This is a genomic window from Pseudomonas sp. MF6751, from assembly GCF_016613265.1.
GTDB lineage: Bacteria > Pseudomonadota > Gammaproteobacteria > Pseudomonadales > Pseudomonadaceae > Aquipseudomonas > Aquipseudomonas fluorescens_BV.
The window spans coordinates 15,341-37,725 of the sequence record NZ_JAENSV010000050.1; the positions used below are offsets into that span (position 1 = coordinate 15,341).

At 56.1% G+C, this 22,385-nt stretch carries 26 protein-coding genes; 16 read left to right on the forward strand and 10 right to left on the reverse strand.

Features of this window, described 5'->3' with window-relative positions; all coding sequences use genetic code 11:
* Positions 1 to 22 precede the first annotated feature (22 nt).
* Genes JJD66_RS24505 through JJD66_RS24520 form a run of 4 tightly spaced genes read right to left on the reverse strand, consistent with a single transcriptional unit; the run spans position 23 to position 4,593 of the window.
* Complete coding sequence (locus JJD66_RS24505; RefSeq protein WP_003192500.1) at positions 23 to 1,045, reverse strand: LacI family DNA-binding transcriptional regulator; 1,023 nt, start codon at positions 1,043 to 1,045, stop codon at positions 23 to 25.
* 3 nt (positions 1,046 to 1,048) lie between these two features.
* Complete coding sequence (locus JJD66_RS24510) at positions 1,049 to 2,026, reverse strand: ABC transporter permease (RefSeq protein ID WP_105227347.1); 978 nt, start codon at positions 2,024 to 2,026, stop codon at positions 1,049 to 1,051.
* Positions 2,023 to 3,576 (reverse strand): sugar ABC transporter ATP-binding protein, encoded by a 1,554-nt coding sequence (locus JJD66_RS24515; RefSeq protein ID WP_106118487.1) that lies wholly within the window; start codon positions 3,574 to 3,576, stop codon positions 2,023 to 2,025. The genes JJD66_RS24510 and JJD66_RS24515 overlap by 4 nt, the downstream gene beginning before the upstream one ends.
* Before the next feature lie 57 nt (positions 3,577 to 3,633).
* Positions 3,634 to 4,593: a sugar ABC transporter substrate-binding protein gene (locus JJD66_RS24520; protein ID WP_186527096.1), complete on the reverse strand. Its 960-nt coding sequence runs from the start codon at positions 4,591 to 4,593 to the stop codon at positions 3,634 to 3,636.
* Positions 4,594 to 5,157: 564 nt separating this feature from the next.
* Between JJD66_RS24520 and JJD66_RS24525 the strand changes: the two genes are divergently transcribed.
* From JJD66_RS24525 to JJD66_RS24535, 3 genes are all read left to right on the forward strand, one after another.
* Entirely contained in the window at positions 5,158 to 6,246 is a 1,089-nt protein-coding gene (locus JJD66_RS24525; protein WP_034128241.1) for an asparaginase, read from the forward strand.
* A gap of 260 nt (positions 6,247 to 6,506) precedes the next feature.
* Positions 6,507 to 6,758 carry a DUF1654 domain-containing protein gene (locus JJD66_RS24530; protein WP_200649248.1) on the forward strand — a complete coding sequence of 84 codons (252 nt, stop codon included), beginning with the start codon at positions 6,507 to 6,509 and terminating at the stop codon, positions 6,756 to 6,758.
* Between the two features lie 2 nt (positions 6,759 to 6,760).
* A complete protein-coding gene (locus JJD66_RS24535; protein WP_105227349.1) occupies positions 6,761 to 7,450 on the forward strand; it encodes an endonuclease in 690 nt (229 codons plus the stop codon).
* Between the two features lie 31 nt (positions 7,451 to 7,481).
* Here the strand turns inward: JJD66_RS24535 and JJD66_RS24540 are convergent, their stop codons facing one another.
* Positions 7,482 to 7,847 (reverse strand): SPOR domain-containing protein, encoded by a 366-nt coding sequence (locus JJD66_RS24540; protein WP_200649257.1) that lies wholly within the window; start codon positions 7,845 to 7,847, stop codon positions 7,482 to 7,484.
* Positions 7,848 to 8,110: 263 nt separating this feature from the next.
* Here JJD66_RS24540 and csrA point away from each other — a divergent pair, with 263 nt between their 5' ends.
* The 3 genes from csrA (at position 8,111) to JJD66_RS24555 (ending at position 9,166) form a co-directional block, all read left to right on the forward strand.
* On the forward strand, positions 8,111 to 8,305 hold the full coding sequence (gene csrA, locus JJD66_RS24545; RefSeq protein ID WP_003192511.1) for a carbon storage regulator CsrA: 195 nt from the start codon (positions 8,111 to 8,113) through the stop codon (positions 8,303 to 8,305).
* 210 nt (positions 8,306 to 8,515) lie between these two features.
* Positions 8,516 to 8,776: a hypothetical protein gene (locus JJD66_RS24550; protein ID WP_200649249.1), complete on the forward strand. Its 261-nt coding sequence runs from the start codon at positions 8,516 to 8,518 to the stop codon at positions 8,774 to 8,776.
* A gap of 93 nt (positions 8,777 to 8,869) precedes the next feature.
* The gene (locus JJD66_RS24555; RefSeq protein WP_105227350.1) at positions 8,870 to 9,166 is read left to right on the forward strand and encodes a hypothetical protein; all 297 of its coding nucleotides are present in this window, start codon (positions 8,870 to 8,872) and stop codon (positions 9,164 to 9,166) included.
* Between the two features lie 20 nt (positions 9,167 to 9,186).
* On the opposite strand, the gene JJD66_RS24560 is transcribed toward JJD66_RS24555, so the two are convergent.
* Positions 9,187 to 9,864, reverse strand: a complete 678-nt coding sequence (locus tag JJD66_RS24560; RefSeq protein ID WP_200649250.1) for an HAD family hydrolase — start codon at positions 9,862 to 9,864, stop codon at positions 9,187 to 9,189.
* A 183-nt stretch (positions 9,865 to 10,047) separates the two neighbouring features.
* Here JJD66_RS24560 and JJD66_RS24565 point away from each other — a divergent pair, with 183 nt between their 5' ends.
* Genes JJD66_RS24565 through JJD66_RS24575 form a run of 3 tightly spaced genes read left to right on the forward strand, consistent with a single transcriptional unit; the run spans position 10,048 to position 12,419 of the window.
* Positions 10,048 to 10,308: a DUF2790 domain-containing protein gene (locus JJD66_RS24565; RefSeq protein WP_198716839.1), complete on the forward strand. Its 261-nt coding sequence runs from the start codon at positions 10,048 to 10,050 to the stop codon at positions 10,306 to 10,308.
* Between the two features lie 42 nt (positions 10,309 to 10,350).
* Entirely contained in the window at positions 10,351 to 11,022 is a 672-nt protein-coding gene (locus tag JJD66_RS24570) for a heavy metal response regulator transcription factor (RefSeq protein WP_032896183.1), read from the forward strand.
* Positions 11,019 to 12,419 carry a heavy metal sensor histidine kinase gene (locus tag JJD66_RS24575; protein WP_200649251.1) on the forward strand — a complete coding sequence of 467 codons (1,401 nt, stop codon included), beginning with the start codon at positions 11,019 to 11,021 and terminating at the stop codon, positions 12,417 to 12,419. Before JJD66_RS24570 ends, JJD66_RS24575 begins: the two co-directional genes overlap by 4 nt.
* 12 nt (positions 12,420 to 12,431) lie before the next feature.
* Here JJD66_RS24575 and JJD66_RS24580 read toward each other — a convergent pair whose 3' ends face one another.
* The 4 genes from JJD66_RS24580 to JJD66_RS24595 all read right to left on the reverse strand — a co-directional run bounded on the left by JJD66_RS24580 (position 12,432) and on the right by JJD66_RS24595 (position 15,303).
* The gene (locus JJD66_RS24580; RefSeq protein WP_200649252.1) at positions 12,432 to 12,923 is read right to left on the reverse strand and encodes an anti-virulence regulator CigR family protein; all 492 of its coding nucleotides are present in this window, start codon (positions 12,921 to 12,923) and stop codon (positions 12,432 to 12,434) included.
* Between the two features lie 79 nt (positions 12,924 to 13,002).
* Positions 13,003 to 13,632: a pyroglutamyl-peptidase I gene (gene pcp, locus JJD66_RS24585; protein ID WP_200649253.1), complete on the reverse strand. Its 630-nt coding sequence runs from the start codon at positions 13,630 to 13,632 to the stop codon at positions 13,003 to 13,005.
* 7 nt (positions 13,633 to 13,639) lie between these two features.
* Positions 13,640 to 14,590: a DUF979 domain-containing protein gene (locus tag JJD66_RS24590; protein ID WP_105227355.1), complete on the reverse strand. Its 951-nt coding sequence runs from the start codon at positions 14,588 to 14,590 to the stop codon at positions 13,640 to 13,642.
* Positions 14,587 to 15,303 (reverse strand): DUF969 domain-containing protein, encoded by a 717-nt coding sequence (locus JJD66_RS24595; protein ID WP_014719143.1) that lies wholly within the window; start codon positions 15,301 to 15,303, stop codon positions 14,587 to 14,589. The genes JJD66_RS24590 and JJD66_RS24595 overlap by 4 nt, the downstream gene beginning before the upstream one ends.
* Positions 15,304 to 16,049: 746 nt before the next feature.
* On the opposite strand from JJD66_RS24595, the gene JJD66_RS24600 reads away from it, so the two are divergent.
* From JJD66_RS24600 to JJD66_RS24630, 7 genes are all read left to right on the forward strand, one after another.
* The gene (locus JJD66_RS24600) at positions 16,050 to 17,006 is read left to right on the forward strand and encodes a tyrosine-type recombinase/integrase (RefSeq protein ID WP_122484312.1); all 957 of its coding nucleotides are present in this window, start codon (positions 16,050 to 16,052) and stop codon (positions 17,004 to 17,006) included.
* A 916-nt stretch (positions 17,007 to 17,922) separates the two neighbouring features.
* Positions 17,923 to 18,153: a hypothetical protein gene (locus JJD66_RS24605; RefSeq protein WP_122484313.1), complete on the forward strand. Its 231-nt coding sequence runs from the start codon at positions 17,923 to 17,925 to the stop codon at positions 18,151 to 18,153.
* A gap of 131 nt (positions 18,154 to 18,284) precedes the next feature.
* Positions 18,285 to 18,791, forward strand: coding sequence for a hypothetical protein (locus tag JJD66_RS24610; protein ID WP_122484314.1), 507 nt, complete (start codon positions 18,285 to 18,287; stop codon positions 18,789 to 18,791).
* 78 nt (positions 18,792 to 18,869) lie between these two features.
* Positions 18,870 to 19,079, forward strand: coding sequence for a hypothetical protein (locus JJD66_RS24615; protein WP_200649254.1), 210 nt, complete (start codon positions 18,870 to 18,872; stop codon positions 19,077 to 19,079).
* On the forward strand, positions 19,079 to 19,525 hold the full coding sequence (locus JJD66_RS24620) for a hypothetical protein (RefSeq protein ID WP_122484316.1): 447 nt from the start codon (positions 19,079 to 19,081) through the stop codon (positions 19,523 to 19,525). Before JJD66_RS24615 ends, JJD66_RS24620 begins: the two co-directional genes overlap by 1 nt.
* Positions 19,526 to 19,531: 6 nt before the next feature.
* Positions 19,532 to 21,805, forward strand: a complete 2,274-nt coding sequence (locus JJD66_RS24625; protein ID WP_200649255.1) for a hypothetical protein — start codon at positions 19,532 to 19,534, stop codon at positions 21,803 to 21,805.
* Between the two features lie 48 nt (positions 21,806 to 21,853).
* A complete protein-coding gene (locus JJD66_RS24630; RefSeq protein WP_200649256.1) occupies positions 21,854 to 22,249 on the forward strand; it encodes a hypothetical protein in 396 nt (131 codons plus the stop codon).
* Positions 22,250 to 22,385 lie beyond the last annotated feature (136 nt).

Consider the following 22,385-nt stretch of genomic DNA (forward strand, 5'->3'; position numbering starts at 1 on the left):
CATCAGTACTCATCAATTCGGTTCAGCGGTATTGGGCGAACACATCAGCCAATGGCGCGGTCGACTCACGCAAAACAATACTGGGCGTCACGATACGTTGATCGATCGGCAGTTGGGGTGTTGCTATTCGTTGCAGTAATAATTCGGCCGCAGTCTCGCCCAACTGCAGGATCGACTGGCCTACCGTCGTCAGCGCCGGATAGACGTAGCGCCCCATCTGGATGTCATCGAAACCGATCACCGACAGCTCGCCCGGCACCCGCACATTGCGCTCGGCGGCGGCGCGCAGCACGCCAAAACCAATCATATCGTTGCTGGCGAAAATCGCGCTGGGCGGGTGTTGCGATAATAACTGTACAGCTGCGGCATACCCGCCCGTGCTGGTGAAATCGCTTTCCAGGGTACGACTGGCCAACACCTCGATGCCCGCCTCGCGCAATGCACGCTGGTAACCCGCCAGGCGCATCTGCGCCACGCGGGTATGCCCAGGGCCGCCGATACAGGCGATGTCCCGGTGCCCCAATTCCAGCAAGTGCCGGGTCGCCAGGTAAGCGCCCTCTTCGTGATCGATGCGCACCAGGTCCACATCAATCCCATCCAGCGCCCGGTCGACAATGACCATGGGCGTGCGCACTGCACTCAAGCCTGCGGCAAGGCCACTGTCATCACCGCCCACGGATGTGACGATCAAGCCGTCGACGCGCTTTTCCAGCAACACGCGCAAATAACTGCGCTGTTTCTCTGCGTCGTCATCCGAGTTGCAGAGGATCACGCAATAGCCATTACGCTCGCAGTAATCCTCGATACCCCGAGCCAGCTCGGCAAAATACGGGTTGAGGCTGTTGGGCACCAGCAGCCCGATGGTGGCCGTGGTCTTGGCCTTGAGCGAGCGTGCGACGGCACTGGGCACGTAGTCCAACTGCTTGATCGCCGCCTCGACCTTGATGCGTACCGGCTCGCTGACTGGGCGCGTCTTGTTCACCACATGGGACACGGTGGTGTAGGAAATACCTGCAAGCGCTGCCACATCCTTGATCGTTGCCATGGTTCAGCCCCGCCGACTGGCGCGCTGGCTGCGATAAGTATCAAGGACCACGGCGATCACGATCACGGCACCGGTAATGATGCGTTTAGTCGGTTCCGTCGCGCCAATCTGCGCCAGCCCGGCGGCCAGGACCGAAATAATCAACACCCCGAAAAACGTACTGATGACCGAGCCACGCCCGCCCATCAGGCTGGTGCCACCGATCACCACGGCGGCGATCACTTGCAGCTCCAGGCCCGAACCGGCATTCGGGTCCGCCGCTTCCAGGCGCGAGATCTGGAACAGCGCCGCCACACCGGCCAACAGGCCCATCAGGCTGAACACCAGGACCTTGTAAGGCTTGGGATTGATACCCGCCAGGCGCACCGCTTCTTCGTTGGTGCCGATGCCGATCAGGTAGCGGCCGAAGACCGTACGGGTCAGTACCAACTGGGCCGCGATGATCACCAGCAAGGCGATGATGAACGACGGGGAAATACCGAAGGCAATCGGGTTGGACAGCCAGGCAAACGAGTCACCGATATAAGCGGTGCGCGAGCCCGTCATCTGGTAGGCCACGCCGCGAGCCATCTCCAGCACGCCGAGGGATACGATAAATGACGGAATGCGCCAGGCCACCGTGATGGAACCGGTGATGGTGCCGGCCAACGCCGCGCAGCCCATGCCCAACAGGGCGGCGGGCAACACGCTCCAGCCCCAGCCCAGGATCGCCACGCTGACTGCCGAGGCCGCCAATGCTAGTACCGATCCCACAGACAGGTCGATGCCGCCAATGATCAGGATGAAGGTCATGCCCACCGCCAGCACCATCAGGTCTGGAATCTGGTTGGCCAGGGTGCTGAAGGTGTCATAGGACAGAAAGTGATCGCTGAGCACCGAGAACAGCGCAATCATCGCCAGCAAGGCACCTGCCAGCCCGAGGTAAGTACCCAGGCCATAGAAGTTGCCGCCAGTTTTACCGGGGGAAATGTTTGTTTTCATGGGGTATTCCTAGGCGCTGCTTCGTTGAGCAGCGCATCACGTTTCTGATAGCCGGCAAAGGCGGCGGCGAGCAATTCGTCCTGGGTCCAGCTGTCACGCTCGAAGGTCTCGATCAGGCGCCCGGCGGACAGCACACCGATGCGGTCACAGATCAGCATCAGCTCACGCAGGTCACTGGACACCACCACCAGCGCTTTGCCTTGGCGGGTCAGTTCACCGAGCAAGGCATAGATATCGAACTTGGCACCGACGTCGATACCGCGGGTGGGCTCATCGAACAGCATTACTGCGCAGTCGCGCTCCAGCCAGCGGCCAATCACCACCTTCTGCTGGTTACCACCCGACAGCTCGGACACCAGTTGCGTCGGGCTGGAACTGCGGATTCGCATGGCGTCGATCTGGCGCTTGGCCAGAGCGGTTTCGTTACGGCTGTTGACGACGCCCCCGCCGGAAATTTCCGGCATGTTGCCCAGGGCGATGTTGGCGCTGATGGACTGGGTCAGCAGCAGGCCCTCGCCCTTGCGGTCTTCGGTGATCAGGGCAATACCATGACCGACCGCGTCCACCGGCGAGCGAATGCTCACCACCTTGGCCGGCGAACCCAAGGCCACGGTGCCGCTGTCGGCCGGGTCGGCGCCGAAAATCAGGCGCAGCAATTCGGTGCGGCCGGCGCCGATCAGGCCGGAAATGCCATAGATTTCACCGGCGCGCACTTCAAAGGACACATCGCGGACCTTGTCCGAACGGGTCAGGCCCGTCACGGTCAAGGCCGGGCCTCCGATGGTGCGCGGGCCCAAATCGATGTGTTCACCCAGTTCGCGACCGACCATCAAGGTCACCAACTGCTCACTGTTGTAATTGGCCATCGGCTCGACGCAGACCAGCTTGCCGTCGCGCAATACCGCAATGCGCTGGGCGACACGGGCCAACTCTTCGAGCCGGTGCGAAATATAAATGATCGCCACGCCTCGAGCCTGCAGGCGCGTGATTTGTTCAAACAGCATCTCGACTTCACGAGCAGTAAGCATCGCCGTGGGCTCGTCGAGGATCAATACATGGCAGTCGCCGATCAGGTTACGAGCGATCTCGACCATTTGCTGGTGACCAATGCCCAGGCTGCCTACCAGTGTGTCCGGGTCGATCGCGTCCAGGCCGACTTGGGCCATGGCTTCGATCGCGGCTTTGCGCAGTTGTTTGCGGCTGATCCAGCCACAGCGGCTCGGCAGGTTATCCAGGAACAGGTTTTCAGCCACGGTCAGCGTCGGCAGCAGGTTGAGTTCCTGCATGACCATGCGCACGCCCAAGGCTTCGGCCTGGGTGCGGCTGGCGGGGCGATAATCCTGACCGTTGAATTGCATGTGCCCGGTGGTGGGCGTGACCAGGCCGCCGATGATCTTCGACAAGGTACTTTTGCCTGCGCCGTTCTCACCGGTCAGCGCCAACACTTCCCCGCGATTGAGCGTCAGGGTGATGTCGGACAGAACCGGTTGGGCATAGGTCTTACCGATACCGCTGACCGAGAGGACAGCGTTCGGGGCGGAAGATGACATAGGAAAATCTCCAGGCGCCCGCTCAGGACGAGCGGGCGCTGTTGGGTACTGCCAGGATTACTGCTTGATGACGAGTTCGACCGGGGTTTCGATCACGCCATCTTTGGCATCGACTTTCTCACCCTTGACCAGCTTCAGCGCGTTCTGGATACCGAACACGGCTTGCTGGGCGGCGGCCTGGTCAGCGGTGGCCAACACACGGCCGTCCTTGAGCATTGGTTTGATCGCATCAATGTTGTCGTAACCTACCACCAACACCTTGCCGGCCTTGCCTGCCGCACGCACGGCGGAAACAGCGCCCAGGGCCATGTTGTCGTTACCGGCCAACAGCGCCTTGATATCCGGCGTTTCGCTCAGCATCGCTGCCGCGATCTTGTTGCCTTGGTCGATTTCCCAGTTACCGGATTGGGTGGAAACAATCTTCATGCCTGCCGCGTCCATCGCATCCTTGAAGCCTGCGGTGCGCTGCTGGGCATTGGTGGTAGTGGGTACGCCCTCAATGATGCCGACCTTGTCACCGGCGGCCAGTTGCTTGGCCAGGTAGTCGCCCACCAGCTTGGAGCCTTTGCGGTTATCCGGGCCTACAAACGGAATATCGAGGTTTTTGCTTTTGAGTACTTCCGGGTCCAGGCGATTGTCGATGTTGACCACCTTGATACCGGCATCGGAAGCCTTTTTCAGCACACTGGCGAGTGCCTTGGAGTCGGCGGGAGCAATGACAAGCGCATCAACCTTGGCGTTGATCATTTCGTTGACAATGGCGATCTGCGCGCTGGTATCGGTTTCGTTCTTGATGCCGTTGGAGATCAACTTGAATTCTGTTGGGTGCGCTTTCTGGTAATCCTTCGCACCGTCGGTCATGGTGACGAAAAACTCATTGGCAAGGGACTTCATGACCAAACCCACGGTAGGCGTTTTGGCAGCGTCCTCGGCAAATGCAGAAGAGAGAGGCAAAGCGGCGGATGCGGCAGCAAGCACAGCAACAGCAAGAAGACGTCCAGCAAATGGCAGCTTCATGGGTTCACTCCGATCTTATGATTATTGTGAGCAACGCTTGCACCGAAGAGCCCTTCGGCAGCCCTCCCATCTGGGCGGCTGATACGAGCTGTCACGATGCGCCAAGGGCGCAGTGAAACATCTCGCAAACGTTTGCGTTGAGCAAACTATGAGAACCTTGTCGAGATTTGTCAACGGTAGCAGCAAGCCTTTCATTGGCGCCCTCCAAGCTCTCCCTTGAGCGACCGACCGCTGATAGGTTTAAGCCAGCTCGCCGTTTCTGCCGTTCGCTGAAACGACAGACTGCACTGCGAATGATCGACCACAGCGCTCGGACATATCGTGATCGCTTTCGGACAACCGAACACCACAACCCTTCGCGTTCGGAAAGCCGGACAGCGCCAAGCCCCATGAAACTAAAATCTTAGGTTAAGTTGTTTTAAATCAATAAGTTAATTTATAAAAACCAACATGCTCAGTCTGGTACAAATCCTGCTCTTTCTCAGCACCTCGCGGCGTTCAGAACCGCCCGGGTGTTCTAGATGAACCTGCTACAGCACTCATCAAAAACCAGAGAGAAAAATAATGAAATCTGCATTGAAGAACGTCATTCCGGGCGCCCTGGCCCTTCTGCTGCTGTTCCCCGTTGCCGCCCAGGCAAAGGAAGTCGAAAGCAAGACCAAACTGTCCAACGTAGTCATCCTCGCCACCGGCGGTACCATCGCTGGCGCCGGCGCCAGTGCGGCCAACAGTGCCACCTACCAGGCGGCCAAAGTCGGCATCGAACAACTGATCGCCGGCGTTCCTGAGCTTAGCCAGATCGCCAATGTTCGCGGCGAACAAGTGATGCAAATTGCGTCGGAAAGCATCAATAACGAAAACCTTCTGCAACTGGGTCGCCGTGTCGCCGAATTGGCCGACAGCAAGGACGTGGACGGCATCGTGATCACCCACGGCACAGACACCCTTGAAGAAACTGCCTACTTCCTGAACCTGGTGGAAAAAACCGACAAGCCTATCGTGGTCGTCGGCTCCATGCGCCCAGGCACCGCCATGTCGGCAGACGGCATGCTCAACCTGTACAACGCGGTTGCGGTAGCGGGTAGCAAGGATGCACGGGGCAAAGGCGTGCTGGTGACCATGAACGACGAGATCCAATCGGGCCGCGACGTCAGCAAGATGATCAACATCAAGACCGAAGCGTTCAAGAGCCCATGGGGCCCTCTGGGCATGGTCGTCGAGGGCAAATCCTACTGGTTCCGCCTGCCGGCCAAGCGTCACACCATGGATTCTGAGTTCGACATCAAGACCATCAAAAGCCTGCCTGACGTTGAAATTGCCTACGGCTATGGCAACGTGAGCGACACTGCCTACAAGGCATTGGCCCAAGCGGGCGCCAAAGCGATCATTCACGCCGGTACCGGCAATGGGTCAGTATCGTCCAAGGTCGTTCCAGCGCTGGTGGAATTGCGTAAACAAGGCGTGCAGATCATTCGCTCTTCCCACGTCAACGCCGGTGGCATGGTTCTGCGTAACGCCGAACAGCCAGACGACAAATACGACTGGGTCGCCGCCCTTGACCTGAACCCGCAGAAAGCCCGCATCCTGGCCATGGTCGCCCTGACCAAGACCCAGGACAGCAAGGAACTGCAACGGATCTTCTGGGAATACTGATCCCTGCTGATTCATCTGTAGAAAGATGCTTTTGTGGCGAGGGAGCTTGCTCCCGCTGGGCTGCGAAGCGGCCCAAAATACTTGCGGGCGCTACGCACCCGAGCGGGAGCAAGCTCCCTCGCCACATTCAGCCCCTCCCCCCCCCGAACCTCAACAAACTCCCTGATTCGCTGTCAGACGAACTTCTTGAAATTTAAGCAGTTGCGAAATTGCCTACAGTTAAATACTGTATGTGCGTACAGCCCATTAAGGAATGCTCTGTGGCAAAGCCCTCTTCCGCAGCACCTGCAGCGCCTGACGCCTATCAGCGCCTGGCTATCCGCGTGCAAAAAATCATCAACTCGACCAACGCGCAGAAAGCCAAGGCGGCGTTGATCTTCCGTTTACCCGAGGAACCGGAGAACGATTGGCAACGTTTACTGGAAGATATTGCAGAAAATGACAACGTCACCCTCGCCTATCGGGACGACGGTGGCGTGCAGATTTTTTGGGTTGTGCCGAAGGAAGATTGATTGTGAGTGCCCGTTTTATTGCTGTGTGCTGTCTGTTTTTAGCCTTCACCGCCAACGCCCAAGCCCCTCGCACCTTCAGCGAAGCCAAGAAAATCGCCTGGAAGCTCTACGCGCCGCAATCCACCGAATTTTATTGCGGCTGCAAATACACCGGTAACCGGGTGAACCTGAAAGCCTGCGGTTACATCCCCCGCAAAAACGCCAACCGCGCTGCACGCATTGAGTGGGAACACATCGTGCCGGCCTGGCAAATCGGACATCAGCGCCAATGTTGGCAAAATGGCGGGCGAAAAAACTGCACGCGCCATGATGAGGTGTTCAAGCGCGCCGAGGCAGACCTGCACAACCTGGTGCCGAGCATCGGCGAAGTGAATGGTGACCGTAACAACTTCAGTTTTGGCTGGCTGCCGGTGCAAAGCGGGCAGTACGGCTCATGCCTGACCCAGGTGGACTTCAAGGCGAAGAAAGTCATGCCGCGCCCGTCCATTCGCGGGATGATCGCACGCACGTATTTTTATATGAGCAAGCAGTATGGCCTGCGCCTGTCGAAGCAGGACCGGCAATTGTATGAAGCCTGGAACAAGACCTATCCGGTGCAAACCTGGGAGCGCCAGCGCAACCAGACAGTGGCGTGCGTGATGGGACGTGGTAATGAATTCGTCGGCCCGGTCAACCTGAAGGCCTGCGGCTGACTGTGGGCGGGGGGGCCGCCCACTTCGCCCGCTACTGCGCAGCCTTGTGTTCGATAATCTCCGACACGGTGTCGTTTTTCTTGGCCCGCGCCATTTTTTCGTTTAGCAGCTCCTGCTTGGCTTCGGCCTCGGCTTTGGTCGCGAACGGCCCCAATAGCACCTCATCCTTGCCGTCGACTTTCACGATGTAGAAATTGAACCCGTGCTCCAGCAACCAAGCGGTCAGGTCGGTGATCGCCTGCAGCTTATGGTCCGGCGGGCCGACCCGTATATCCCATTCCTGAGCGGCAATCGCACCGGTTTGCGGCAGGCTTTCGGTCACGGCAGGCTTGGCCTTGGGGGCGTCGACCGACTTACCTTCACCGCATCCGGCCAACGCCAACACCACAATTGCCATCGCTACTTTACGCACTGCCCTGCTCCTTTGAGGATCAAAGAGGCAACTTTACCATTCACTGTCTATTCTGGCCGTCATAAACGTTGGCTTAAACAATGCGAATCATGTATCGCGACCTGTATGATACCGCCATGGGAATTAATGTCGCCTCTATGCGTCTCAAAAGAGGCAGTCACAGGGAAGCGCTTCGCAGTAAGCTACACACATCCGACACCTACCCTGTCTGAAACATGTGTCCTTAAAAGTAATTCAAGGAGAAGTCCATGCTTATACTCACCCGCAAAGTCGGTGAAAGCATAAACATCGGTGATGACATTACGATCACCATTCTGGGCGTTAGCGGCCAGCAAGTACGAATCGGCATCAACGCACCTAAGGATGTTGCCGTGCATCGCGAGGAGATTTACCAGCGTATCCAGGCCGGCCTGACTGCACCCGACAAAAACCAGACGCCTTGAAACGCCTCCAGTAGCCAGCCTTTTCGTTCACTGTAACGGCTGGCGAAAACCCAATTGGCCTGTTCGCGCTTCCCCGCGAGACCAGCGCACCTTGAGCCCTCCCTTCGCTGCAAGATGAAACTGTCAGGGTATCCGGAACTTGTCGCGCTATTGGCAGCCCAACTTCTGACACTTTATCCTGCCGTCCGAGTGCATTTCGGGAACACGTCGATGAGGCCAGCCGCGTCGCAACCGCTTGTTTCAAAATCCTGGATGATCGCCCTGCTGATAGGGCTGGTCTTCGTGGCACTCGGATGCTGCTTAAGAATGGAAGTGGAAGGGGCTGATCCCGGCACCCATTCCTGGTTGGATCTTGCGCTTCTGCTCTGCGGCTACCTGCTTGCGTTCTGCCTCAAGCCCATCCAGAAGGTGATCTTGCGCAAGCTGCGTCAGCGTGCAGCTCATCGCACCCATGAAAAAACCGCACGCTGAGGGCGGTTACCTGTTATCGGATCGCCGGTATTTACAGCGCCGCCGCACCACCTATCATTGGGCTTGCGCAGTCAGCCAAAGGGGCAGATACAGATGGACACCCTCAGTAAAGCCCAGATCGAATCAGCACTGGCAGCGCGCCTGCCCAGCTATACCGTTGAGTGCACGCTGCATGCCGACGGTACTCTCTCAGCCGTTCTCAGCGGCCCGGGAACCGATCACTTCGCCATTACCGGCATCGTGCGCGCGCATTATCACGGTATAGAAGCCATCAACCGGCTCGCCACCGAGATACTCAGGGAAATGGTGGTGTCGCGCCAGGGGATGAAAAACAGCCGGCTGCAGGCACTGTCCGATCCCATCGACTGCATGGAAGGCCGAGACCGGTAACGGGCTCGGCCTTCCACGTATCATGGCGCCAACGAACTTAAGGACAGCAAGCCATCAGCCCCACGCTCGGCTTTCAACGCACCGTATTGCTCGATGCAAGCATGGGCGGTCACCATCGGCGTCAAGTGTGTCGAGGTCACCACCATGATATCCGCCCCCGCCGCTTCCCCAGCCTGAATACCCACTGTGGCGTCCTCGAACACCAGGCAGTCTTGCACCGGCACGCCCAGGCGCCGAGCACCCAGCACATAACAGGCCGGATCGGGCTTGCCCGTCGTCACATCTTCAGCTGTCACCAGTACCGCCGGCAAGGGGATGCCCGCTGCTTGCAGCCGGCGCACGGCCAATGCCTTTGGCGCTGAGGTGACCAACGCCCATTGATCGACGGGCAGGCTCGCCAAAAACGCCACCGCGCCGGGAATCGCCACGATGCCTTCGACATCGTCCAGCTCAGCCTCGGTGATCCATTGGGCTTCTACCTGTGGATCGACGCCCGGCAATGCCTGGCGGGTGATCGTATCAATCGCACGGGCGCCATGAATGGTGTGCAGAAACGCTTCCACATCCAAGCCATGCCGTGCAGCCCAGATGCCCCAGACGCGCTCCGAAGCGGCAATGGAGTTGAGCAGGGTCCCGTCCATATCGAACAGAAAGGCGCGGTAACGCCGGGTAAATACATTTGGAGTTGGGCTGGACACTGCGCGGCTTCCTCATGGGCTGGGCCCTGCAATCTACGGATCACCTCGACGCTTGTAAACGCCGAGTCCTGGCCCGTCACCTCCAAGTAAAAAATGACGAACTTGTCATGATCCTGTTGGTTGGCTGTTGGGGTCGCCTGGTTACCGTGAGCTCACTACCCACCCGGAACGTGAGACACCACCATGAAACTGATTGCCCTGGGCTTCGCCGCTTTGCTCGTCACTGGCTCGGCATTCGCTGCCGATACCGCCCCCGCCACCCACGTGATCCACGATAAAACCGGCTTCTTCGTGCACCTGGATGTCGCCAAGGTGCTGTCGAGCACCGACACCTACGGCCAATGCGGGGTTGTGCCGGCGCAACTGCGCTACCTGGACCACCAAGACCGCGAACATGTGCTGGATTACCAAGTCCAGGGCACCGGTTGCGCCAATGACAATTGATCGGGCTACACTGGCGCAACTTATTGAAGCAGAGCACCTTCCATGAACATCCTCGTAGTCGAAGACGAACCCAAGGCCGGTAATTATCTGCTCAATGGCCTGCAGGAGCTGGGACATTGCGTAAGCCTGGCCCGCGATGGCGTGGACGGCTTGCATCAGGCCCTTGAAACGCCGTTCGACGTGATCGTACTGGACGTGATGATGCCGAAAATGGATGGCTGGGAAGTGCTGCGCCGCCTGCGCAAAGAAGCCGATACGCCGGTGCTGTTCCTCACCGCCCGCGATGACATCGCCGACCGCATCAAAGGCCTTGAGCTGGGTGCCGATGACTACCTGATCAAGCCCTTTTCGTTCGCCGAACTGGTGGCGCGCCTGCGTACCCTCAACCGTCGTGGCCCGAGCCGGGATGAAGAGCAACTGCAAATCGCCGACCTACACATTGACGTACTCAAACGTCGGGTCACCCGCGCCGGCACGCGCATTACCCTGACCAACAAAGAGTTCGCCCTGCTGCATCTGTTCGCGACGCACCAGGACCAGGTGCTGTCCCGCTCGCTGATTGCTTCGCGGGTATGGGACATGAACTTCGACAGCGACACCAATGTGGTGGACGTCGCCGTGCGCCGCCTGCGCTTGAAAATCGACGACCCGTTCCAGCTCAAGCTGATCCACAGCGTACGGGGCATTGGCTACCGCTTCGATACCCAGCCATGAGCCGCCAGCCCCCTTACTCCCTGACCCTGCGCCTTGCACTGATCTTCGCCCTGCTCGCCTTCGCCCTGCTGGCCACCCTGGGCGTGGCGCTGTACCGGGAACTGGAGCGCGAACTGATCCGCCGCGACGACGCCGCGCTGATATCCCGGGTGGATCAGCTGCGCAACCTGCTCAACGACAGCAATACCCTGGACCTGATCAAGACCAAGCCAGAGCTGTTCCAGAACATGTTGGGCAATCGCGAATCCGTGCTGAGCATTGCCGCCCCCGGCAAACAGCCACTGCTGCTGGTAAACCCGGGGAATATTGAGTTGCCGTCGATCCAGCCGCTGCCCAAGGATCACAAACTCATGTTGAGCGACGTGCAACATTTGCCAGGCCTGAACGGTATTCCCTTCTCGCTGGTGGCCGTGGCTATCGACTCCGGCGACCTGGGCAGCCTGCAAATCACCAGCGGCCGCCTGATGACAGAGCGCACCGCGGTGCTCGCCAGTTATCGACTCAGCGTATACATCCTGGCGAGTATCGCCGCGATCATCCTGGCGCTGGTGGGTTACCTACTGGTTCATCGCGGCTTGCTGCCATTGCGCCGCCTGGCCCGGCATGCCCAAGGGATCGGCGTCAGCAACCTGGCCGAACGGCTCGACAGCCACGGCGCACCGAAAGAGTTGCTGCCCATGATCGACTCGTTCAACACCATGCTTGAACGCCTGGCCAAAGGCTTTGTACAACTGGGCCAAGTGTCCACCGACATGGCCCATGAACTGCGCACCCCGATCAACAACCTGCTCGGCGAAACCCAGGTTGCCCTGCAGCAGCAGCGCAGCATCGAGAGCTACCAGCAACTGCTGGCCTCCAATGTCGAAGAGCTGGAACGCCTGGCGCGAATGCTCGACAACATGCTGTTCCTGGCCCGCACCGACCCCGCCAGCGCACTGCGCCAGCGCCAGGCGCTGGACGCGGCGGATGAAGTGGAACGCATCGCGGACTACTTCGAGGGGTTGGCCGGTGATGTGGACATGCACATCACCGCCTTGGGCGAAGGGGTGATTTGGGCTGAACCGATGTTGCTGCGCCGTGCCCTGGCCAACCTGTGCGCCAACGCCATCAAATATGGCGCGCCGGGCTCGGAACTGAGTATCCAGGCAGTGCCGGATGGTGCGGGCATCAACCTGAGGGTCAGTAACCACGGCCAGACGATCCCGGCCGAGCACCTGCCGCGGCTGTTCGAACGGTTCTACCGGGTGGATGAGTCCCGCGAGCGGTCAGCCCAGTCCAACGGACTGGGACTCTCGATCGTAGCGACCATCATGCAACTGCATAACGGGCGGTACCGCGTAAGCAGTGAAGATGGCGTGACCTGTTTTGAGTTGTTTTTCCCCGGCCGTGAAGCCTGAAGGCGCTGCAACTCAATCAAACGCACCGTTCAGAACTTCGTAGATGATACCGGTCGCAATGGCCACCAATATCAAGTCGGTTCCCGCTTGCTGCCACTCGTAACCGTCGTAGCGAGGCAACTGCCCCAGCAAGCGGCCGTCCAGCTTCTTGGCAATACCGGGCGGCAGGGGCTTGCCGCGTGCCAGGTTTTTCTGAATGCCAGGCGGCAAGGCCGGGCCAGGGCGCCAATAATCGCGGTGACCGCCCAGCACGTTCAGTACAAGACCGCGATCAACGCTGAAGTCATTCCTGGAGGGCCCGCCATTGTCCTTGCCCTTACCTTGCCCACCCTGGGCATTACCTTTGTTATTACCGTGACCTTTGCCGTTGTCCTGCCCACCATAGGCATCACCCTTGTTATTGCCTTGGCCTTTGCCATTACCTGGATCTGCATAGGCAAGGCCACTGGTCACGGACAGTGCAAGGGACAACGCAACCGACACAAACTTCGTACGATTTAACATGGCGACTTCCCAACGCAAATATGTGCTTGAACTGTAGTTGAAATCGCAACACAGCGTACACAAACAACAGCGCCTGCCGTCAGCTCATCTGACCACCACTCAAGGCGATATCTACCTGGGTTTGCCAGGCTGCCAACGCCGCCACCCTCAACCCCTCGACTATTGTCGATAGCGCCATCGAAGGCTCGCCCGCGTCAGGCAAACCAGGTACGTGAATAAACCCACTGCGCACCCCAGTCCCCACCAAGGCGTGCTGCAAGCGATAAAACACCTGATTGCACACAAACGTCCCCGCCGTCTGCGATACCGAGGCCGCAACACCCGCCTCACGCACCGCCTTGACCATGCCCTTGATCGGCAACGTCGAGAAGTACGCCGCCGGGCCGCCATCCACTACCGCAATATCAATCGGCTGCGCTCCCAGATTGTCGGGAATACGCGCATCGTTAACGTTGATCGCAACGCGCTCGATGGAAATATCACTGCGCCCAGGCCCCAGGCCCGTGGCGATGACCATTGCCGGCCGCAGTTCGTTGATCAACTGGAGCAAGGTTTCGGCAGCGGTGGCAAATGCGCAGGGCAAGCAACGCGCAACCATCTGCACCCCCTCGTACAACTGCACACCGTCCAACTGGCGCACGGCCTCCCAAGAGGGGTTTACCGCCGCCTTATCAAAGGGCTCGAAGCCCGTCAGCAATACGTTTTGCACAGTGGCCTCACATCAACAGATAGAGCAGCACGATATTGACCACCAGCATCATCAGCGCCGTGGGTATTTGGGCTTTGATCACCGCATTTTTATCCGGCAGCTCCAGTAGCGCCGCCGGTACGATATTGAAGTTGGCCGCCATCGGCGTCATCAACGTACCGCAATAGCCAGAGAACATACCAATCGCCGCCATCACTGCAGGGTTGCCGCCGTAAATCCCCACCAGCACCGGCACGCCGACGCCACCGGTCATGACCGGAAAGGCCGCAAAACCATTGCCCATGATCACGGTAAACAAGGCCATGCCCAACACATAGACCATCACCGCCACCAACTTGTAATCCAGGTTGATGTAGGTGGTGGTGACATGAGCGACTGCCGTACCCACCCCGGCCTCATTGAACAACAGCCCGAGCATCGCCAGCATTTGCGGGAGCACCATGGCCCAGCCCAGGGCTTCGGTCAGGCGACGGGATTCGCGTAACGCTTGTACCGGCGTATCCCGGGTCAGCCAGCAGGCCAGGCCAAGGGCGATCAGGCAACCGATGCCGAGGGAGACAAAGGTGGTGTTCTTCGGGTCCAGCAGCGGTACACCGCCGATTTCGGTGTGTTTTAGCAACACTGAACCAATCACCGTGGTCAGCGGAATCGCCAACGCCGGGATGAACAGTTTGTGGCCCAGGCGCCCGGCACTGGCGCGGGACGCCTTGTCGTGCAATTCGGCATGGCGGCCACGACCAACGCCGCCCAAGCCCGCAATCAATGCCATCACCACCACACCCACTCCGATGACCACCGAAGGCAGGCGCTCGCCTATAAGGAACGGTACGGCGAACAACAACCAGAACAGCGCACTGGACCAGCGCTTGGGGTGGGAACGGTCGAGCAGGATCATGCCGGCGGTGATCAGCAACAGCACGCCAGCCAGCCAGTACAGGTATTGAATGGAAATAATCATTGAGCAGCCTCCACCGGAGCGGTGGCCGAGCTCATTTCGCGGGTCAAGCGCCGGTCGAAACGATGCAACCGGATAGCGTGAATGATGAAGGCGCAGATCGCCGTCGGGATGCCCCACACCGCAATGTGCAGCGGCTCCACATCAATCCCCGAGCCAAGCAGGAAGGTGTGCATCAACGCAATCGCACCAAAGGCCACGAAGATGTCCTCACCAAAGAACAACCCGACGTTGTCGGTGGCAGCGCACATGGCCAGTACCTTGTGGCGCAGCTTGTCAGGCAGCTTGCCATAACGTTTTTCTGCAGCGCCCTCGGCCATCGGCGCCAGCAGCGGCCGCACCATCTGCGGGTGCCCACCCAGGCTGGTCAACCCCATGGCCGCCGTGGACTCACGCACAAACAGATAAATGATCAGCAAGCGCCCGACCGTGGCGCGTTCGAAGCGTGCGATCCAGTTCTGCGCATGCAGGCGCAGGCCATGGCGCTCCAGCAGGCCAATCACCGCCAGCGGCAATAACAGAATCAGTTGCAGCGCACGGGTCTGAAGGAAGCCATCGCCCATGGTGGCGAGAATTTTTTCCAGCGGGAACTGGGCGGCAAGCCCGGTGGCGATGGCGGCTGCGGTGACCACCAACAGCGGATTGAAGCGCAATACAAAGCCGACCACGATGACAAGTACGCCGATCAACGGCCATAAGTTCACAACAGTTTGCATGGCGGGGAGGTCCTTTAGTGCGCGCTGCGGCGCCATTACAGCAGGATGTGGGCAAAGGGCTCACAGCGTGAAAGTGGCGTGCAGTCGGCTCGGTTTTTTATTGTTGACCTGGAAGGTCGAGCGTCAGTGGCGCAACTTTGCTGCCTGGGGCCGGGGGTGTCCAACAAGAAAAATTGTTGCTGCAAACCAATAATTTTTGTGGGGGGATGGCTTCGGGCGGTACGGTGCCATGCAGAGATTCAGCGCAGTTTTTTTGGAAAAATCGTGAGGATGAACTCGCTAGGGCGTCGGCAGGGAAAATTCCTGATCAGCGCCTATACTCCACGATGCAGCTGTGTGTACTTGGAGTTCATTCACGGCGTCGTGCCGACAATGAGGGTTCCCGCTATGTATGCCGGACAAATGAGTAATATGGCGACCACGCTTGGCGAAATACGCTGCCAGCTGTTCGCCCAGGTAATTTGCCTGCTGGCGGTGGCGACGCTTTTCGCCTGATTGGACATACAAGCCCAGAAGGACGCTGCCCGGCGTCTTGACTTTCCCTTGCCCAAATTTCAGGCAACAAAAAAGGGCCCACCTTTCGGTGAGCCCTCCCAGACCGCCCAGCAGAGCGGATTTTGTTTGGTAGGCGCGATTGGACTCGAACCAACGACCCCCACCATGTCAAGGTCTGCTAGGAGCAGGCTCCTAGCCCTGCTGCTCTTGGACTTCACAGAACGCCCATTCACATCTATGAGGCGTCAACAATGGCAAATTTCCGCTTACTTCCGTCCGGCAACTGGAATGCTCAGGTACGGGTTAAAGGCAAATCTCCCCAGTCGAAAACCTTCAGCACCAAGGCCGAAGCTGAGTCATGGGCGAAACAGATCGAAGCCGTGACGATGGATCGCAAGCACCACACCATCTATACGTTGGGCATGACGTACTGCGAAACGATGCTCAAGGGGAAAGGTAGCTACGAGCACGCACTGAAGATCGTGGAGCATCTGGGCAGACACTTCACTCAGCCTATTCACAAAATCACGCCTCAGATGATCAACGACTTCAAGATCATGAGATTGAAGACAGTGAAACCATCCACGTGCAGGACACAGCTCGCATTCATGTCTCGCTTCTACAGGTTCGCCAAACGCGGCCTACTGATCGACATTCACAACCCTGTGAGTGATATCGCACTCCCTAAGCCTGATCGTTCTTCAGACAAGGTGATTAGTGCAAGCGAGCTTGAGCGGTTGCTAGCGAAGCTCTCACCCATCATGAAGCCTATTGTAGAACTGGCATATGAGACTGCCATGCGGCGATCCGAAATCCTGAAGCTAACCAAAGACTGCCTACACCTCAAAGAGCGCATTGCCGATGTGATCGACGGGAAGAACGGCACACGGTCTGTTCCCCTCACCCACCGAGCCGTCGAGATTCTTGAACTCGCCCAACTGTGTGCCACTGTTGCACGCTACCCACATGGAATGATCTTCACTGTCACTCCACACGCGGTATCACAGGCTGTGCGTCTGGCACGTGTAAAGGCCGGACTTGATAGCAGCGTCAGGCTGCACCAACTCAGGCACACCAGAATCACTAACGTGGCGAAGAAAGGATTTAACAATGCTCAGATCATGATCGTCTCAGGGCACAGGGATACTCGATCCGTCGCACGTTACTCACACCTCAACGTCCGAGACGTACTGCACCTCATCGACTGATGCACCAATGACCAGCTGGAGGCGGTGAAGCGGTACCACCGACCTCCAGGCTCCTTCCTCTATAAGAATGCCTAACGGTGCCTACATCCCACCCGGCAGGGGCACTATATCCAAACGTGCTTGGGCCATCTGAAACCGAAAAAAGAGAACGATGTTGCGACTTGGCACGAATAATGCTTGACAAATTCAGTTCCCATGTTAAACTTAGTTATAAGTAGAGATAAAGTTCTTTACCACCCAGCTCCTATCTTAACTGCGTCCAGTGGTTAAGCCGCTCATGTAACTCCTTCATGGGCACTTCTTCTAAGAATTCCATTCCAAGATGGATTCCTCAGCGTCTACCGACGCAATTGCCAGCTCTCTTTCGATTGGGAGTTTCAAAGTTTCCGTTGGTGAACGGCACTACCAACAAACTTATTCTAAGACTGCCGCCTACAGGCGCTTAATCGAGCCAGTTATGCTTCTGGCTTGATTATCGCAATAGGCAACTATTTGTGTGGTGAAACCGTCATGAGAATGACAACAAGACTATGGGCCAGCGGTGGCCCTTTTCTTGATCTTTGCCATGCCCGCGTAACAACAATCTAACCAACTTCACAAAGGAGGCCAGACCTCACATGAAAATTACCAGACCTTGTGTAGAGTGTGGAACTCCGTTCATTACTACACTTTGCACCGCTCGATACTGTTGCGGCAGTTGCCGAGTCAAAGCCAATCGAAGAAAAAATAAGGAGAAAGCAAGCCATGCCAATGAAGACTGAAATTTGTAACTACTGCCTAAGAAGCTATACAGGTTATACGTGCCGTTCAAAATATTGTTCTGAAGGCTGTCGGAAAGCAGCAGCACGACTTCGACAACGACAACAAGACAACCCCGCTAATCAACCATCACAACACTACCAGTAAGGAATCTCTCATGATCCACATCAAAAACCTCGTTCTCAATATCAACATTGAAACGCCTACCTCCATCTTAGGTAAAACCAGCGAGCAACAGTCAGAAGACTACAAAGAGCGAACCCAAACCGAAGATGATATGAAAGCCAATATTATCAGCAGAGTGATTTACAGGCAGCGCCTCGCTGACTGGGCACGTAGTCGCTTTGGTGATGACGTTGCTAACACCATTCTAGGGGGTGGCTACTAATGCTGATGATTCCAGCCTGTGCAGCACTAGTCCTGTGCATCGCATCAGGATTTATCGGGTACGGATTTACCGCCCTGATCGCAGTTTTCAAACCACACCATACCACACTACAAACCAATAGGAGATAACATATGACAAGCTTCAACCAAGACCACCTGAACAAACTGAAGAGTAATGCTGAATACGCTTACAAGGTAGGCGCTGTAATGGAATCCACATTAGGAGAAGATAACGTTGCAACTATCAGTTTCGTAGCGGGCGCTGTTGGATCTGCCCTAGATCGCTTCCAGGGAATGGTACTTTCAGGCTGGCGAAAAAACGTTAACCACGAACCCACCATGTATCCGAACGGAGTAGGATTCATCTTTCATATGACGAAACCAGATGAGCAACAAGCTGCTGAACTGAGAGTTATTATGGAGAAACTAGAGTCCGAATACAAAGCCAACTGTGAAGCCGCTGACAAAGCAGCAATTGAAGCAGAGGAAGCCCGCATCCTTGCTGAAGTTACTGCAACTGTTGACGCAGAGATCGAAAAAGAGCGTCAGGTCCGTATTGAAACAGCAGCAGCCGAGCGAATGGCTCGAATCCTTGAAAGGACTCCAGCCAAACCAGCGACAAAGCGAGTCACTAAGTAACAACTCTCGGGGGCGCTAAGCCCCCAACAACTTACCGCACTTCACCACACCACACCTATTTATACAGGAGCCATTCCCGTGCAAGAGATTTATCTAAAGCAACAACAAGCCGAACTGCTGTCTTATATTTTCGCACTTTGCTCTGACAACCCAGGCGAGCGATTAATTGCAGAACTAGGAGCCTTTGAGCTTATGCGAGAACTAGAGGACAGCACGCTGAATCTTGCCACTGAGTTCTATTCAGTCCTAAAGAACAAAACCAATTCTTACACACAACGAGTTTATTAATGTCAACCATCCACCGAAGACAAGCACCACGTCATTTGGCAGCACTCTTTGAAACTGGGACTCAGTACAGTATCTATATCGTCGGCCCAAGAGTCAACGTGTTGAAGCTCACTCGATTCCTGCCGCGCTTTCTGAAACAAAGAATGGGGATGCGTCCTAAGTACCATCTCTTTTGGTTCGCAACTACATCAGGGCTGTGCGTTGCCATTAGCGCCAACATGGCAGTACGTCGCATTATTGACGACTTCTACAAAGAAGCGGTGAAGCTTCGTTACGTAGAAGGCGCACATCAAATGTACCTGGGCGGCAATAAAACCAAACTAACTACTACGCTTGCAGCGTTCTTACTCCAATATCAATCACAGAAAGGTATTCGAACACTAGGCGGAAGCGTAATAAGCCCTACAGCAGATCAGGCAGCAGCACGTATGCTTGCAGCAAGGTAACCCAAAATGAGTATTCAAGCAGAAATAGCACGCCTAACGGGCAAGCTAGTATTCGATGTTAACACCGCCCCGCTACAACGCTTCCAAGCCTTGATGAATCGCACTACGCAACAAATGTCAAAACTGGGAGTGGAATATAGCAGGCTAGCCGCCTCTATCAGCAAGCCACTCAAGATGAACATTGATACATCGGCTATTGACAAAGCCAAGGCAAGACTAGATGCCGTAAGAAATCGAGAACTGCGTGGCGAAGTGGCGCTGGCAAACCAAAAGAGATTGAGTTTCACACACGAGCTTTCCCAACAAAAGCTTACTTACTCTGGAACCAAGGAACAGCAGAGCCTTGTATCTAGCCTTGTTAAGAGCCAACAGGAAGGCGCCGTAGTTGCTGCTAAAGCTCATGCCGCACAGATGAAGGCTGCTGGAGTTACAAGGCAGCAGCTCGCATCTCAGGACGCTTTGACAGCATCCCTGACCAAGCAAGCACGGCTTGAAGCAATCGTAGCTAAGGCTCGTGCTGTCGCCCGTAAGGCCGATGACAATCATCTGCTGGCGATGAATAAGACGCAGCGTATCCAAGAGCAAATTAGCCGAGCGGCAGACGCGGCAAATCGACAAGCAATCAAGCACACCGCTCAAATGGAATCACTCAAGAGAGCAGAAGCTCGGAAAACAACAGGGGAAGCACAACGCGACCAGCGTTATCAGTGGGCACAGAAACGCCAGCAGGTTTGGCAAGCCAACAGAGACGCCCCGACTCGCTCCGGTGGTTTTGGAGGAATGGGTGGCCTGCTAGCGTTAGGTGGTATTGGCGCCGCTATCGCTGGTCTAACCCGTGCTGTAGGCATGATCGGAGAACGAGTCCAGGCTAGACAAGAAGGCGCTAGCGAAGCAGAACAATATACAAACTTATTCAAACAAATCGGTGGCGGCAATCAGCAAACTGTAGATAAGTTTCGATCTGGATATGAAAAAAGCTCGATGGCAAACGGTACGCTCGTTGATTTAGACAGTGCCAAAATGTTTCGCACTTTCGCCATCTCTGAAAAGCAACGCGGCACAAGTGTTGAAGAAATTTTGAAGAAGTTTGAAGTTCAGCAGCAGGCATACCGTATTGCCGGGCTAACCCCAGAAGAAATCAAGCGAAGTAACATCCAACAGCAACAAATTCGCGGCAAGGGTTATGGAGATACAGAAGACCTTAACACCATGACCGAGGCAAATCCGTTACTTCGACCGTATCTGATGAAAGCATGGGCCGAGGCGACAAAGTTCAAAGATGCAACCAACCCTAAGAAGCTGGAATCAGCTTTTATGGCGGCACTACCCAAACGCGGATTAACGAGGGACATTCTGGACCGAGGGCAACAACTCTTAGTTGAAGACAACAAACCAACCCTTGAACTCCAGCAAAAATCTATCCAAGCAAATCAGGCTAGGAATGATAGTCAAGCTTACTTGACCATGAACCGACTTAACAGCCAAGCCGAACTTATAGACTCAGTCAACAGTAACATCAAAGCTCACCAAGAACTTGCAGAAGCAATGCAACCTGTTAAAGCTGGGATGCGTGACCTAGATACAGCATTGACCAAATTAATGGCTGGTAGCATCCGCGAGATACTCGGCAAAAATACAGATGGCACAGATAAAACGCCCGAAGAACGAGCCCAGCAATTGGGTACGGCTGGTGGTGCGGACGGAGTCATTACTCTACCCAACACGAATGCTCAGCCACGTACAACCCAGCAAACTCTTGACGCCCAAGCAAACGATCCAATTAATAAACTTTGGAACTGGCTCGGCATTGGCAAGGACGTAAAGCTTGCTGCTGACGAGAATCGGGACCGCTGGAAAAATGTCAAAGCCAGCAGCACTGGGGATATCTGGGACAACACTCTTGGAATGAACCAAGCAACTATGCCAGGCTTCTTGCCACAATTTGGATTCAACGTTGATGCACTTGCCGAACGCTTTGGATCACTTGAACGACAGCAAGCAGCAGCGGAGCGAGGGGCTACGGCCTCGTGGGGTGGAGCTGGAGTATCAGGCTCTTGGAACGAACCAGTTACAAACAACATTGCACCGGTAGTGAATATTGAAGGCGACAAGATCAATATCGAACTTCACGGAGCATCAGAAGAAGATCGTGCAAAAGCGATGACAGAACTACAACAAGTCTTAGACAAACGTGATGAAAAGATCCCTGAGCAGATTAACCGCGCTTTGACCGAAATCATTATGAACGCACGCACCATGCAATCTGAAGTCCGCAAGTAAGTATAGGGACTTACCATAGTCCCTCCCCACTCCAAAGGAGACAACCGTATGGCTGACATGAAGATCGGCATGGGTTGGCTCGGAACCATCTTTTTCTTAATCGCCTTAACCTTCGGATTCACCATTTTCAATACTTCGCTGATATTCAACGGTGACGCCAAGACTCTAAACGAATCCACAAGCTACACGAACCGTAGGATGCTTGAGCAAAAAGTGTATGTTGACAAACGCACACTTGACCTCCGCGAAGAACATCTAGGTATTGCTCGACAGCAAGCCATCTCCAATCGCTATCTGATTCTCCTAACTTGCACAGCCAGGAAGACCATAAGCGAATGCAGGCAAGAACAAGAAGAACTCGACCAACTCCAACACGAAAACCTGCAACTACATAACGAACAACCCACAACAAAAGGAACCAACTCATTAGATGACAGAACGTAAGGCCAAGCCAAGGCGGTTGCAGAAGCTGAGTGCAACACGGTTATTGATTTGAAGCTGGAGCATGATGCCGCATAGCCATGGCTTCCTGCATCACCTCGCCCATGACTTCGATCGGGCACTTGAAATCGAAGCGTTT